Below are 13,656 nucleotides of genomic sequence, written 5' to 3' on the forward strand. Positions count from 1 at the left end.
TGCGGACGGTGCGCTGGTATGTCCGGGAGCTCGCGGAGGTGCTCGACCGGTCGCACCGGGAGGAGTGCCGGCAGGGTCGCTGCTGCTGACGCGGCCGGGGCGACCGGCGGTGGTCACACCGTCGCCGGTTCCGCCTCACTGGCGTCCTGCTCCTTGGTCGCCGCCTGCGCCCGGTCCCGGGCCTCGCGGCGGGCCAGGACCACCCAGCCCACCGGGACGGCCGCGGCGAACAGCCACCACTGGATCGCGTACGCGTAGTTCAGCGCCGCGTCCTCCTTGCCCGGGTTGCCGAGCAGCTCGGGAATGTCGCCCTTGGGCTCGGGGGCCGTCTGGGCGATGTAGCCGCCGAGCACCCGCGCGTCCAGGCGGCGGGCCTCCTGCTCGCTGTTGATCAGCATGATCTGACGGTCGGGCAGGCCCTTGAGGTCCTTGATGCCGCTCGCCGCGGTCGTCTCACTGGGCATCAGCCGGCCCTGGACGGTGACCTCGCCGCTCGGCGGGGCGGGGACCTTGGGGAACGTGGTCTGGCTCGGGCCGTCGGAGGGGATCCAGCCCCGGTTGACCAGCAGGACCTTGCCGTCGTCGAGGACGAAGGGGGTCAGGACGTGGTAGCCGACCTCGTCGTCGGAGTTGGTGCGGCGGCGGACGACGACCTCGTCCTCCGTGTCGAACCGGCCCGTCGCGGTCACGGTCCGGTACCGCTCGGCGCTGGTGACCGTGTGCCCCGGGGCGGTGAGCTTCTCCACGGGCACCGGCTTGGCGGCCAGCGCGTCGGTGACCAGCTGATTCCGGGCGGTGCGCTCCTCGTAGCGGTGCATCTGCCAGATGCCCAGCCTGATCATCGTGGGGATGAGAAGCAGGGCGATCAGCGTGAGGATCACCCACTGCCGGGACATCAGGAAGCGGTACACCCCACGACCGTACAACTCGGTCGTGGGGTGCATTCAGGCGGGTACGGGTTTACACCTTGTCGACAATTCCCACCTTTCCCTCCGCGCGGGCGCAGTGGGCGCCGCAGTACCAGTGGCCCTCGACCTCCACGCCCTGGCCGATGATCTGGACCCGGCAGTGCTCGCAGATGGGGGCCATGCGGTGGATCGCGCAGGCAAAGCAGTCGAAGACGTGCACCGCGCCCTGCGCGTGCACCTCGAAGGTCATTCCGTACTGATTGCCACATACCTCACAGGTCGCCATGCGCCACAGGGTGGGCCGTCACTCCGGCCCGGGCGAGCGGCCGCCGGGCGAGTCGCCCGGCAATCACCCGTCCGTACGGTCGCCCCGCGCCCCGCCCGCGCTCACCCCTCGGACGCCGGCTCCACGTCCGCGAGGAGCTGCCCGAACGCCGCCTCGTCCACCACCGGGGTGCCGAACTGGCGGGCCTTGACCACCTTGGACGTGCCCGAGTCCGGGTCGTTCGTGACGAGCAGGCTCGTCAGCCGGGACAGGCTCGACGCCACGTGCAGCCCGGCCTCGGTGGCGCGGTCCTCCAGCAGCTCCCGCTCGACCGAGGTGTCACCCGAGAAGGCGACCCGCATGCCCTGCTTGAGCCGCCCGCCCGGCTCGTAGCGCCCCGGGTTGGGGTAGGGGCAGGCGGGCCGTTTCCGGGAGGGGCGCCAACTGCCCGCCCGGGACCCGCCGTAGCCCGCCTGCTGCCCGATGCGGGGCGCGGCCGGACGGTCCGACCACTCGGTCAGCGGCCGGCACTCGTGCAGCGGCAGCCGTACGCCGCTCGCCGCCGCGGCCTTGAGGCTCGGCCGGAACGCCTCCGCCAGCACGCGCGCGTCGTCCAGCGCGTGGTGCGCCCGCCGCTGGACCACGCCGAAGTGTGCCGCGAGGGACTCCAGCTTGTGGTTGGGCAGCGGCAGCCCGAGCTCCTTGGAGAGCGCGATGGTGCACAGCCGTTGGCGCACCGGCGCCTCGCGCTCCGCGCGCGCGTACTCCCGGGCGATCATCTGCCAGTCGAAGACGGCGTTGTGCGCGACGAGCACCCGCCCCGCCAGCCGGGCCGTGAACTCCTCGGCGATGTCCTGGAAGAGGGGTGCGCCCTCGAGCGCCTCGCTCGTCAGGCCGTGGATCCACACGGGGCCCGGGTCACGCTCCGGGTTGACCATCGTGTACCAGTGGTCCTCGACCTCGCCGCGCGCGTCCAGCCGGTAGACGGCCGCGGAGATGATGCGGTCGTCCCGGGCCAGGCCCGTGGTCTCCACGTCAACGACCGCGTACCCCTTGGGATACGCGGTCGGCCACGACGTGGGAGAGAAGGCGGCGGTCGTCAGGTCTTCCAGCATGGTCCCTGAGGATACGGGCCGGGACTGACACTCCCGTCCGCCAGGTGCGTCCGACCGGTTCTTCCGACGATCCCTCAGGCGCGTTGTCCGTTCTGTCCGTTCACGAGGCGTACGTCTGAGCGAGGTCCGGCACTCCGTATTGGTGGAGATCGCCAAGAAGCAAGCGCGTACCGTCGGTAATACTTGTCGGTAACAACGTCTGGTGGGAGCCGGACGGCGGTCCTACGGTGCAGACATGCCGAACCTGCCCGATGTCGTGCTGTGGTCGATACCCGCGTTTGTGCTGCTCACCGTGGTCGAGATGGTGAGCTACCGCCTCCATCCCGACGAGGACGCGGAGGGCTACGAGGCGAAGGACGCCGCGACGAGCATCGGCATGGGGCTCGGCAGCCTCGCCTTCGACTTCCTGTGGAAGATCCCGATCGTCGCCGTCTACACGGCCCTGTACGAACTCACGCCCCTGCGCGTCCCCGTCCTGTGGTGGACCGTCCCGTTGATGCTGCTCGCGCAGGACTTCTTCTACTACTGGTCCCACCGCGGCCACCACGTCGTCCGCATCCTGTGGGCCTGTCACGTCGTCCACCACTCCAGCCGGAAGTTCAACTTCACCACCGCGCTGCGCCAGCCCTGGACGTCCCTGACCGTGTGGCCGTTCTACGTGCCCCTCATCGTCGCCGGGGTGCACCCGGCCGCGCTGGCGTTCTGCTCCTCCGCGAACCTCGTCTACCAGTTCTGGATCCACACCGAGCGCATCGACAAGATGCCCCGCTGGTTCGAGTTCGTCTTCAACACCCCCTCGCACCACCGGGTCCACCATGCCTCCCAGGGCGGTTACCTCGACCGCAACTTCGGCGGCATCCTCATCGTCTGGGACCGGCTGTTCGGATCGTTCGTCGCCGAGACCGAACGGCCCCGGTACGGACTCACCAAGAACATCGACACGTACAACCTGCTGAAGGTGGCGACGCACGAGTACGTGTCCATCGCCAAGGACCTGAGGGCGGCGGGGAGTTGGAGCGAGCGCGCCGGACGGGTGTTCCGGGGGCCGGGGTGGGGGCCGGCGCGGCCGCAGACTTCGGCGGCTGGGGCGGGTACGGCGGTGCTACTGGGGACTGACATGGCCGCATCGCCGGTCGGCGAGAACGCGCCGGGTGGGGAGCGCCTGCCGGTTGGGGAGCGCCTGCGGGTCGGTGAGGGTACGCCAGACGCCGAGAGCATGCCCGTGGGTGAGAGCGTGCCGGTCGGTGAGGGCACGCCGGTCGCGCAGGACGCGCCCGTCGGGCAGGACCCGCCCGTGGGCCGGAGCACGCCGGTTGGAGAACGCGGGCCCCTCGGTGAAGGCACGCCAGGTGGCGAGAGCATGCCCGTAGAGAAGAGCGCGCCCGTAGGGGAGAGCGCTCCTGTCGGCGGGAGCAAGCGGGCGGAAGAGCGCATGCCCGTCGACGAGACCATCCCGGCCGGGAAGGGAGCAGCCGCCGCGAAGGGCGTGTCCGCCGGGAATGGCGTGTCCGTCGGGAACGGCGTGTCCGCCGGTGAGGGCGCGTCGGCGTGACCCCCTCGCGCCTTCTCCTCGCCGCCTTCGGTCTCGCCGTCGCCGCCGATCTCCTCTCCCTCGTGGCCGGTTTCGACACCGGGCACGCCGTCGCCAAGCCCCTCCTGATGCCGCTCCTGGCCCTCTGGGCCGCCCGGCGCCGGGCGCCCCGGCCGCTGGTGGCCGCCCTGCTGTTCGGCTGGGGCGGCGACATCCTGCTGCTGTCCGACGCCGAGCCGGCCTTCCTCGCCGGCATGGGCAGCTTCGCCGCCGGACACGTCTGCTACCTCGTCCTCTTCGCGACGCACGGCAGCCGGAACGCGGTCCCACGCGCGCGTGCCGGTCTCCTCGCCCTCGGCTACGCCACCGCCCTCGTCACGACCGTCACGCTGCTGTGGCCGGACCTGCCCGGGGACCTGCGCGTGCCCGTCGCCGCGTACAGCCTCCTGCTGACGGCCATGGCGTACCGCGCCGCCACCCGGCTCGGCCTCTTCGCCGGGCTCGGCGGGGCGCTCTTCCTGCTCTCCGACACACTCATCGCGACCGGCGTCGCCGACTGGCCGCAGCCGCCCGCCCCCGACTTCTGGATCATGCTCACATACGCCGCCGCGCAGGCCCTGCTGGCCGGCGGCACGCTCGGGGCGCTCGACGCGCGCCGGGCACCGGCCGCGACGTACGGCGAGATGCGAGCCGCCTGAGGCCCGCCGGTGTCACCAGCGGATGGGCACCGGAAGCGCCGTCAGCAGCCCGGACACCGCGACCACCAGGCCCAGGACGACGACCTCCGCCCGCGCCGGCACGCACGCCGTCAGCGGGTCGGCCGCCCGGCGCAGCCGGCGCCGCGCCCACAGGGCGAGAGCGGCGACGGCCGCCACGAGGAGCACCTTGGCGAGCAGGGCCCGCCCGTACCCCGTCGCCGTGAGCTGCTCCAGGACCGTCTCCGGCGGCATCCGGCGCAGTGAACTCCACACGCCCGTCGCGGTGATGGCGGCCAGCAGGACGGCCGCCACGCGCGCGTAGCGGCCCAGCAGGGCCGCACCCGCCTCCGTGCCCTGCCGGCCGCGCCACAGCCGCAGGGTGCGCAGCGCGTGCAGCAGCCCGCCCGCCCACAGCGCCGCGCAGGTCAGGTGGACGAGCGTCAGCCCGGACCCGGTCAGCGGGGTGTGCTCGGTCGCGGGGTGTGCGCGCAGGGCCTCGGCGACGATCACGGCGGCGAGCGGCCACACCTGCGTGACCGGCCGGGCGGACACCGCGCACAGCCACGCCACGAGGAACGCGTTGACCTCCAGCAGGGCGAGCTTGCCGTCCCGGGACGCGTAGAGCCCGCCGACGTCGATGTCCGACAGCGCGTCCGGCACGAGATTGCCCGTGGCCACGACCGAGGCGAGCCCCAGGGCGGCGACGAAACCGGCGGCGGCCGCGAAGGGCGACCAACTCCGGGGCACTCCCCACGGCCCGGCCTCCGCGCCCGGCACGGACCGCGCCAGCCGGTTCACGAACAACTCGCCGACCGGTATGCACAGCGCCGCGAACAGCACCGTGCGCAGCAGGGCTATGCCCCCGGCGCCGGGCGCCCGTGCCTCCCCGGTGCCGTGCAGCGCGGTGGCCGGGCCGAGCAGCGGGATCAGCCCGGCCAGCGCCACGAGCACCAGGACGGCGACGGATCTTGTCAGGGTCACCCCGAGATCTTCACCAGCCTTCACATGGCTGGCAAATCCACGAGAACGAACTCAGGCGGCCCCGGACGCGGTCGACCACCACAGCCGCACTTCCGTGCGCGGGTCCGTCGGCCGCAGCTCCCACCCCTGCGCGAGCGCGACCTCGGCGACGTACCAGCCGCCGACACCGCGGTAGTCCCGCAGCGGTATCGCACACTCGACAGAGGGTCTCGACTTCTTCGGATGGCGCGGCGCCGCGGCCCGGGCCGTCCAGTCCCGGACCACCCTGTCCACGCGCGCCTTGTAGTAGTCGGCGTCGCCCTCGTGGAGCAGCTCCGGCCAGGTCACACACCACGAGGCCAGCCCCTTGACGCGCCGCAGGGTCGCGCCCACGAAGTCGACGTAGGCACGCTCGAAGCGGCTGCTGACGACCGCGTCGGCGAACAGTCCGACGACGAAGCCCGCGACAGCGACCGCCACCCACAGCACGCCGACCACCGGGAACCACACCACGCCCCCGGCGAACCGCAGGGCCAGCCGCCACCGCGGCCGGACCGGTTCGGCGGTCCAGGTGGACGGGTCCTCGTACACGTTCATGACCAGGCATCCTGCCGCACAGACGCATCCGCGCCCACTCATGCACACGAGCCGGGCCGGGCAGGTGTCCCCGCCCGGCCCGGCCCGTCTTCACCTCAGCTCTACTTGGTCACCGCGTCCAGCGCGTCCGCGATGCCCCAGCCGTAGAAGCCGTTGCGGTTCTTCGGGCCCTCGCACACCGCGTCGATCTTGCCGTCGGCGTCGATGTCGTACGGGTCCGTGCACGCCTTGGCGTCGGCCTGCGCGTACAGCAGGGCCTTCACCAGGGCGGGGGAGGCGTACGGGTGCGTCGACTTGATGAGGGCGGCGACGCCCGCGACGTGCGGGGACGCCATCGACGTACCGGCCATGTAGCCCCACTTGCCGCCCGGCAGCGTGCCCAGGATCAGCCCGCTCGTGGCCGGCGGCTCCGGCTTCTGGTAGGCCGTCGAGTCGCCGCCCGGGGCGGCTATGTCGGCGACGCCCAGCCCGTAGTTGGAGAAGGACGACTTGATGCCCTTCGCGCCCGTGGCGGCGACCGTGACGACACCCGGCAGCTGCGTCGGGATGTCCAGGCACTTCGAGGGGTCGATGACCCGGTCGCCCGGCGTGGAGTCGTTCGGCGAGGCCGGGTCGGTGATCTCGTCGGAGGCGAGGTCGTAGTTCTCGTTGCCGGCCGCCGCGACGTTGACGGCGCCCTTCTTCTCCGCATACCGCGACGCCCGGGTGACGGCCTCCACGAGCGCCTTCTGGTCCGGGTCGTTCTTGCAGTTGAAGTACCAGGGGTCGGTGTAATAGCTGTTGTTCGTCACGTCGACCCCGTGCTCGGCCGCCCACACGAAGCCGCACACCACGGCCTCCGTGTAGAAGAAGCCGGCCGTGGTCGACACCTTGATGCCCGAGACCTTCACGCCCGGCGCCACACCGGTCATGCCGACGCCGTTCTTGGCGGCGGCGATCTCACCGGCGACGTGCGTGCCGTGCGGGCTCTCCTCGGCGCTCGGCCGCCAGGCCCCGTCGGACGTGTCCGGCTTGCCCGTCACGCAGTTGACCGACGCCTCGCGGTCGAAGTTGGGCGCGATGTCGGGGTGGGTGTCGTCCACACCGGTGTCGATCACGGCGACCGTGACGTCCTTGCTGCCCAGCGACTTCTCGTGCGCCTTGTCCGCCTTGATGGCCGGCAGGTCCCACTGCAGGGACTCCAGCGGGTCCTGCCCGGCCGCCGCCTCCGCCTTCGCGACCTCGGCCGCGCTCAGCACCTTCGGCGCGCCCAGGTCGCCCGTCGACGCCGCGGGCAGCGGCGCGGTGCGGGTGGCCCCGGCCGACTGCACCCCGCGCACCGTACGGATGGTCTTGGCGAAGTCGGGGTTCGAGGAGTGGACGACGATGACGCCGATCTGGTCGTACGACGTCACGATCGTGCCGCCGGCCTTGGCGACGGCCTTCTTCACGTACGCCGAAGTGCCGTGGCCCGGCTTGACGTTGACGACGTAGCTGAGCGAGGTCGCGTCGGCCGATGCCGCGGCGGGGGCCGGGGCGTCCTCGGCGGCCGTGGCCGCGGTGTTCGGCAGGAACGCGAGGGCCGTGGCCATGGCCATCCCGGCCGGGATCGCGACGGCGCGGCGGTGGCGCGCGTGCGGCGCTGTCATGCTGTCTCCAGTTCGTTCGCGGTACGAGCGGGCTGTGCGGAAAGTCGTGAGGACGCGGTCACTTGACCGCGCGCAGCGCGTTGACGATGCCGTGCCCGTAGAAGCCGTTGACGCGCTTGCCGCCCTCGCACACCGCGTCCTGCGTGCCGTCGCCGTCCTGGTCGTAGGACTCGGGGCAGGCGGTCCGGTCGGCCTGGGCCTTCAGCATCATCTGGAGCTGGGCCGGAGACGCCCAGGGGTACTTGGACTTCAGCAGCGCGGCGACGCCCGAGGCGTGCGGCGAGGCCATCGAGGTGCCCTGCAGGAAGGCCCACGCGCCGTTCGGCATGGTGGACAGGATGCGGCCGTCCTTGGAGGGTGTGTCCGGTATCTGGTAGCGGCGGTCACCACCCGGCGCGGCGACGTCCACGACACCCTCGCCGTACGTCGAGTAGTACGACTTGAGGTTGTTGACGCCGGTCGCGCTGACGGTGACGACACCCGGCAGCTGGGTCGGTATGTCGAAGCACTCGTGCGGGTCGACGGTGCGCTCGACGGGCGTGGTGTCGTTCGGGCTGGAGTCGTCGACGATCGCGTCCGCGTCCAGGTCGTGGTTGGAGTTGCCCGCCGCCGCGACGTGCAGCGTGCCCTTCTTCTGGGCGTACAGCTGCGCCCGGTTGACGGCGTCCACGATCGCGCGCTGGTCCGGGTCGTCCATGCAGTTGTAGAGCCACGGATCGACGTAGTAGCTGTTGTTCGTGATCTCGACGCCGTGGTCGGCGGCGAACACGAACGCGCAGACGACGCTCTCCGGGTAGAAGAGGCCGCTCGCCCGGTCGGTCACGTTGATGCTGGACACCTTCACACCGGGAGCGACGCCCGCGACGCCCACTCCGTTGCGGGCGGCGGCGATCGAGCCGGCGACGTGCGTGCCGTGGTAGTCCTCGGGCGTGTACGGCCGCCAGGCGCCCTCGCTGGTGTCGGCCTTGCCGCCGGCGCAGTTGGCGGACTGGGACGCGGAGAAGTTCGGGGCGATGTCGGGGTGGGTGTCGTCCACTCCGGTGTCGATCACGGCGACCGTCACCTTGCGGCTGCCCGGGTTGATCTGCGCGGCCTTGTCGGCGCCGATCGCGCGCAGGTCCCACTGGTCCGCTTCGAGGGGCTCGCTCTCGGGCGTCTGCGCGGAGGCGGCCTCGACCCGCTCGGCCTGCGCGGCCGTCAGGTACTGGGCGGCCCCCTCCTCCTTCGTGCCCGCGGCGGTCAGCGGCGCCGTGCGCGTCGCACCGGCCGACTGGACGCCGCGCACCGAGCGGATGCTCTTGGCGAAGTCGGCGTTCGAGGAGTGGACGACGATCACGCCGATCCGCTCGTAGGTGGCCACGACCGAGCCGCCGGCCTTCCCGATCGCCTTCTTCACCGACGCGATCGTGTGCCGGTCCACCTTGGTGTTGACGACGTACGACAGCCGCGGCGCGTCCGCCGGCCGGGTGGCCGACTCCGCCTGCGGGGCCGCCGACGCGGCGGCCGGCAGGAAGCCCAGCGAGGCCGTCAGGGACAGCACGACGGGCACGGCGAGGGCGAGCCGGCGTCTGGAACGCAGATGAGACATGGGGTCTCCACATCCTCCGGAAACGAAACCGGCCCGAGGCACAGGTGGTGCTCGGGCAGGTACATGACGGGTGGTGCAGGGTGAAGCTATCCCGGCCTCTCGCTGGCCAGCAACGTTTTGTCGAAACGACTTCGGAAAGAACGCGACGCCGTTGAACCGCTCCTCGCGTGCCGCCGTGACGTTGGACAGGGAGCGCGAGGACACTCGCCTCCGTCCCCGTTCACAACCGCTTCCGTCATTGCGAGGAGACTCCGTGGCCACCGACGCACCGCCCCCCTCGAAAGAGCAACACAAACTCCCCTCACCCGAGGAGTTCAGCGAGGTGCAGGAGAGCGCGGAGTTCGGTGAACTGCGCCGCTCCTACCGCTCCTTCGCCTTCCCGCTGACCGTCGCCTTCATCGCCTGGTACCTGCTGTACGTCCTGCTGTCGAACTACGCGGGCGGCCTCATGGGCACCAAGCTGTTCGGCAACATCAACGTCGCCTTCGTCCTCGGCGTCGCCCAGTTCGTCACCACGTTCCTCATCGCCTGGTGGTACTCGAAGCACGCCGCCGCGAAGCTCGACCCCAAGGCCGAGGCCATCAAGTCCCGGATGGAGGGCGGCGCATGAGCACCGCACAGCAGACCCTTCTCGCCGCGAACGAGGCCAGCGAGCACCGCCCGCTGATCATCACCCTGTTCGCGCTGTTCGTCCTCGCCACCCTCGGCATCACGATCTGGGCGGGCCGCCAGACCAAGGACGCCGCCGACTTCTACGCGGGCGGCCGCCAGTTCAGCGCCTTCCAGAACGGCCTTGCCGTCTCCGGCGACTACATGTCCGCGGCCTCGTTCCTCGGCATCGCGGGCGCGATCGCCCTCTTCGGTTACGACGGCTTCCTGTACTCCATCGGCTTCCTGGTCGCCTGGCTGGTCGCCCTGCTCCTGGTGGCGGAGCCGCTCAGGAACTCCGGCCGCTACACCATGGGCGACGTCCTCGCCTACCGCATGCGCCAGCGCCCGGTCCGCACCGCCGCAGGCACCTCCACGATCGTCGTGTCGATCTTCTACCTGCTGGCCCAGATGGCCGGCGCCGGCGTCCTCGTCTCGCTGCTGCTCGGCATCACCTCCGACGCGGGCAAGATCCTCATCGTCGCCCTGGTCGGCATCCTGATGATCGTCTACGTCTCCATCGGCGGCATGAAGGGCACCACCTGGGTCCAGATGGTCAAGGCCGTGCTGCTCATCGGCGGCACCCTTCTGATCACCTTCCTGGTGCTGCTGAAGTTCAACTTCAACATCTCCGACCTGCTCGGCACCGCCGCCGAGAACAGCGGCAAGGGCGCCGCCTTCCTGGAGCCCGGCCTCCAGTACGGCGCGACCGGCACCTCCAAGCTGGACTTCATCTCCCTGGGCATCGCCCTGGTCCTCGGCACCGCCGGCCTGCCGCACATCCTGATCCGCTTCTACACCGTGCCCAACGCCAAGGCCGCCCGTAAGTCCGTGAACTGGGCCATCGGCATCATCGGCGCCTTCTACCTGATGACCATCGCCCTCGGCTTCGGCGCCGCCGCGCTGATCTCCCAGGACGAGATCATCGCCTCCAACCCGTCCGGCAACACGGCAGCGCCGCTGCTCGCCCTGCACCTCGGCGGCGTCGACTCGGCCTGGGGCGCGATCCTGCTCGCCACGATCTCGGCGGTCGCCTTCGCGACGATCCTCGCCGTGGTCGCCGGCCTCACCCTCGCCTCGTCGTCCTCCTTCGCGCACGACATCTACGCCAACGTCATCCGCAAGGGGCAGGCCTCCGGCGCCGAGGAGGTGCGCGCGGCCCGCTGGGCGACCGTCTTCATCGGCGTCATCTCCATCGGCCTCGGCGCCCTGGCCCGCGACCTGAACGTGGCCGGCCTGGTCGCCCTCGCCTTCGCGGTCGCGGCCTCCGCCAACCTGCCGACGATCCTCTACAGCCTGTTCTGGAAGCGGTTCACCACCCAGGGCGCGCTGTGGTCGATCTACGGCGGCCTGATCGTCGCCGTCGGCCTGGTGCTGTTCTCGCCCGTCGTCTCCGGCGACCCCAAGGCGATGTTCCCCGAGGTGGACTTCGCCTGGTTCCCGCTGAAGAACCCGGGCATCATCTCCATCCCCTTCGGCTTCCTCATGGGCTGGCTCGGCACGGTCCTGTCCAAGGAGGAGCCGGACGTCAAGAAGTACGCCGAGCTGGAGGTCAGGTCCCTGACCGGCACCGGCGCCCACTGAGCACGACGGTCCACCCGCGGCCGCGTCGTAGGAACCTCCAGGTTCCCGCGGCGCGGCCGCGTCCCACGTCGTGGGATCGGGCCTGTGGAGTTGTCAGTGGGGTCACGTAGGCTCACAGGTGTCGGAGAACCAGTGCTCCGGGCACGATCCGCGTCTAGGGAGGGGGCCCACGTGCTCATCGACACCTACGGCCGAGTGGCCACCGACCTGAGGGTCTCGCTGACCGACCGCTGCAATCTGCGGTGCACGTACTGCATGCCCGAGGAGGGCCTGCAGTGGCTGGCCAAGCCCGACCTGCTGACGGACGACGAGATCGTCCGCCTGATCGACATAGCGGTCACGTCCCTCGGGATCGAGGAGGTCCGCTTCACCGGCGGCGAGCCCCTGCTGCGCCCCGGGCTGGTCGGCATCGTCGAGCGCGTCGCGGCCCTGGAACCCCGCCCGCAGATGTCGTTGACCACCAACGGCATCGGCCTCAAGCGCACGGCGGCGGCCCTGAAGGCGGCTGGCCTGGACCGGGTCAACGTCTCCCTCGACACGCTCCGGCCGGACGTCTTCAAGACCCTCACCCGCCGCGACCGCCACAAGGACGTCATCGAGGGCCTGCACGCCGCCCGCGACGCCGGCCTCACCCCGGTCAAGGTCAACTCGGTCCTGATGCCGGGGCTCAACGGCGACGAGGCCCCGGACCTCCTCGCCTGGGCCGTGGAGCACGAGTACGAGCTGCGCTTCATCGAGCAGATGCCCCTGGACGCCCAGCACGGCTGGAAGCGCGACGGCATGATCACGGCAGGGGACATCCTGACCTCTCTGCGTACGCGCTTCGACCTGACCCCCGAGGGCGAGGAGAAGCGCGGCTCGGCCCCGGCGGAGCGCTGGCTGGTCGACGGCGGCCCGCACGTGGTCGGTGTCATCGCCTCGGTCACCCGCCCCTTCTGCGCGGCCTGCGACCGTACGCGCCTCACGGCCGACGGCCAGATACGCACCTGCCTGTTCGCCCGGGAGGAGACGGACCTGCGCGCCGCCCTCCGCTCCGGCGCCCCCGACGAGGAGATCGCCCGCATCTGGCGCCTCGCGATGTGGGGCAAGAAGGCGGGAGCGGGCCTGGACGACCCGACGTTCGTCCAGCCGGACCGCCCGATGTCGGCGATCGGCGGTTGACGCACCCCGTTAGGCGCTCTCTTCCCACTCCTCGAGAAGAACGACGTCCTTCAGGAACCCCCGCACACCGAGGAACTGCGACAGATGCTCGCGATGCTCCTCACAGGCCAGCCACGTCTTGCGCCGCTCCGGCGTGTGGATCTTCGGGTTGTTCCAGGCAAGTACCCACACCGCGTCGGCGCGGCAGCCCTTCGCGGAACAGATGGGCGTCTCGTCACTCACAGCTTCGTCTCACCACTGCACACAGAAAAGGCGACGCCGAGCAGCCACGGGGGGAGCTGCCCGGCGTCGGTCCGTCGCTCCGACGGGGGATGCGGAGCGCGTACGAAGTATGTCACGGGTAACCCCGGGCCCGGCACCGGAACAACATGATTGATCTGAGCTTTTCTTGAGCTTGGCGGGAAGATGACTTCCGTTTGTGATCACCCGCGGACGGCCCTACCGCTCGTGCGACTCGGTCCGCGCACCCGGCACCGTCCCGGACACGGCGTCTTCCGCGACGGATTCCGCCGGCCCGTCCTGGGCCTCCGGCGGCGCGATCATCGGACGCACCGGCGGCGCCACGAACGTCGACGGCAGGGACGGCGCGTTCTCGCGCCCGGCGTTCGCGATCACCACCGCGATGTACGGCAGGACCAGCCCGAGCACCAACGCCACGATGGCCACGTGCCGTTCGACATTCCACAGGGTGGCCGCGAGGATCACGGAGATCGTGCGGATCGTCATCGAGATCACGTACCGGCGCTGCCGCCCGCGTACGTCCTCCTGGAGCCCCGCCCGGGCGCCGGTGATCCGGAAAACCTGGACGTTGCCGCCGCCATGCTGCTTCCGCATCGCATTCCACCATCCGCCCGTATCGGACTCTCCCCGCCCCGTAGCCGTCCCCGGCCGGTCGGGGAACCTGACCAGGACAGCTCCCACGTTACGCCGCGTCTGCGTCCGCTACGAGACCGGGGCCGGTCCGGCCGGTGCG

At 71.0% G+C, this 13,656-nt stretch carries 13 protein-coding genes and 1 pseudogene; 5 read left to right on the forward strand and 9 right to left on the reverse strand.

All coding sequences use genetic code 11. The annotated features are described in order from the left end of the window. Positions 1-113: 113 nt before the first annotated feature. The 3 genes from ACSUPV_RS31830 to ACSUPV_RS31840 all read right to left on the reverse strand — a co-directional run bounded on the left by ACSUPV_RS31830 (position 114) and on the right by ACSUPV_RS31840 (position 2,288). Positions 114-911: an SURF1 family cytochrome oxidase biogenesis protein gene (locus ACSUPV_RS31830; RefSeq protein ID WP_031118930.1), complete on the reverse strand. Its 798-nt coding sequence runs from the start codon at positions 909-911 to the stop codon at positions 114-116. Between the two features lie 49 nt (positions 912-960). Then, on the reverse strand, positions 961-1,194 hold the full coding sequence (locus ACSUPV_RS31835) for a hypothetical protein (protein ID WP_114251243.1): 234 nt from the start codon (positions 1,192-1,194) through the stop codon (positions 961-963). A gap of 101 nt (positions 1,195-1,295) precedes the next feature. Next, entirely contained in the window at positions 1,296-2,288 is a 993-nt protein-coding gene (locus ACSUPV_RS31840; protein WP_037770276.1) for a DEDDh family exonuclease, read from the reverse strand. Between the two features lie 235 nt (positions 2,289-2,523). Between ACSUPV_RS31840 and ACSUPV_RS31845 the strand changes: the two are divergent. Both ACSUPV_RS31845 and ACSUPV_RS31850 read left to right on the forward strand, forming a co-directional pair. Then, positions 2,524-3,375 (forward strand): annotated as a pseudogene (locus ACSUPV_RS31845) (sterol desaturase family protein); the annotation flags it as partial. Positions 3,376-3,836: 461 nt separating this feature from the next. Then, on the forward strand, positions 3,837-4,517 hold the full coding sequence (locus ACSUPV_RS31850; RefSeq protein WP_436949034.1) for a lysoplasmalogenase: 681 nt from the start codon (positions 3,837-3,839) through the stop codon (positions 4,515-4,517). Positions 4,518-4,529: 12 nt separating this feature from the next. Here the strand turns inward: ACSUPV_RS31850 and ACSUPV_RS31855 are convergent, their stop codons facing one another. The 4 genes from ACSUPV_RS31855 to ACSUPV_RS31870 all read right to left on the reverse strand — a co-directional run bounded on the left by ACSUPV_RS31855 (position 4,530) and on the right by ACSUPV_RS31870 (position 9,290). After that, a complete protein-coding gene (locus tag ACSUPV_RS31855) occupies positions 4,530-5,498 on the reverse strand; it encodes a CopD family protein (protein WP_436949035.1) in 969 nt (322 codons plus the stop codon). A 51-nt stretch (positions 5,499-5,549) separates the two neighbouring features. Further along, entirely contained in the window at positions 5,550-6,074 is a 525-nt protein-coding gene (locus tag ACSUPV_RS31860; protein WP_436949036.1) for a hypothetical protein, read from the reverse strand. A gap of 101 nt (positions 6,075-6,175) precedes the next feature. Next, positions 6,176-7,702: a S8 family peptidase gene (locus ACSUPV_RS31865; protein ID WP_031118939.1), complete on the reverse strand. Its 1,527-nt coding sequence runs from the start codon at positions 7,700-7,702 to the stop codon at positions 6,176-6,178. 58 nt (positions 7,703-7,760) lie between these two features. Continuing rightward, positions 7,761-9,290 (reverse strand): S8 family peptidase, encoded by a 1,530-nt coding sequence (locus tag ACSUPV_RS31870; protein WP_436949037.1) that lies wholly within the window; start codon positions 9,288-9,290, stop codon positions 7,761-7,763. 253 nt (positions 9,291-9,543) lie between these two features. On the opposite strand from ACSUPV_RS31870, the gene ACSUPV_RS31875 reads away from it, so the two are divergent. The 3 genes from ACSUPV_RS31875 to moaA all read left to right on the forward strand — a co-directional run bounded on the left by ACSUPV_RS31875 (position 9,544) and on the right by moaA (position 12,683). After that, on the forward strand, positions 9,544-9,900 hold the full coding sequence (locus tag ACSUPV_RS31875) for a DUF485 domain-containing protein (protein WP_031118941.1): 357 nt from the start codon (positions 9,544-9,546) through the stop codon (positions 9,898-9,900). Beyond that, positions 9,897-11,522, forward strand: coding sequence for a solute symporter family protein (locus ACSUPV_RS31880; RefSeq protein ID WP_031118942.1), 1,626 nt, complete (start codon positions 9,897-9,899; stop codon positions 11,520-11,522). Before ACSUPV_RS31875 ends, ACSUPV_RS31880 begins: the two co-directional genes overlap by 4 nt. Before the next feature lie 171 nt (positions 11,523-11,693). Then, positions 11,694-12,683, forward strand: a complete 990-nt coding sequence (gene moaA / locus ACSUPV_RS31885) for a GTP 3',8-cyclase MoaA (RefSeq protein WP_436949038.1) — start codon at positions 11,694-11,696, stop codon at positions 12,681-12,683. A 9-nt stretch (positions 12,684-12,692) separates the two neighbouring features. Here moaA and ACSUPV_RS31890 read toward each other — a convergent pair whose 3' ends face one another. After that, positions 12,693-12,905, reverse strand: coding sequence for a hypothetical protein (locus ACSUPV_RS31890; protein WP_037770286.1), 213 nt, complete (start codon positions 12,903-12,905; stop codon positions 12,693-12,695). A gap of 216 nt (positions 12,906-13,121) precedes the next feature. Further along, a complete protein-coding gene (locus tag ACSUPV_RS31895; RefSeq protein ID WP_031118945.1) occupies positions 13,122-13,517 on the reverse strand; it encodes a DUF3099 domain-containing protein in 396 nt (131 codons plus the stop codon). Positions 13,518-13,656: the final 139 nt, after the last annotated feature.

The sequence above is a fragment of the Streptomyces sp. SudanB52_2052 genome (genome assembly GCF_964272415.1).
GTDB lineage: Bacteria > Actinomycetota > Actinomycetes > Streptomycetales > Streptomycetaceae > Streptomyces > Streptomyces olindensis.

Coding starts and splice junctions, on each gene's coding strand:
- ACSUPV_RS31835 (WP_114251243.1), bottom strand. CDS start 1,194: ATGGCGACCTGTGAGGTATGTGGCAATCAGTACGGAATGACCTTCGAG.
- ACSUPV_RS31840 (WP_037770276.1), bottom strand. CDS start 2,288: ATGCTGGAAGACCTGACGACCGCCGCCTTCTCTCCCACGTCGTGGCCG.
- ACSUPV_RS31860 (WP_436949036.1), bottom strand. CDS start 6,074: ATGAACGTGTACGAGGACCCGTCCACCTGGACCGCCGAACCGGTCCGG.
- ACSUPV_RS31865 (WP_031118939.1), bottom strand. CDS start 7,702: ATGACAGCGCCGCACGCGCGCCACCGCCGCGCCGTCGCGATCCCGGCC.
- ACSUPV_RS31870 (WP_436949037.1), bottom strand. CDS start 9,290: ATGTCTCATCTGCGTTCCAGACGCCGGCTCGCCCTCGCCGTGCCCGTC.
- ACSUPV_RS31880 (WP_031118942.1), top strand. CDS start 9,897: ATGAGCACCGCACAGCAGACCCTTCTCGCCGCGAACGAGGCCAGCGAG.
- ACSUPV_RS31895 (WP_031118945.1), bottom strand. CDS start 13,517: ATGCGGAAGCAGCATGGCGGCGGCAACGTCCAGGTTTTCCGGATCACC.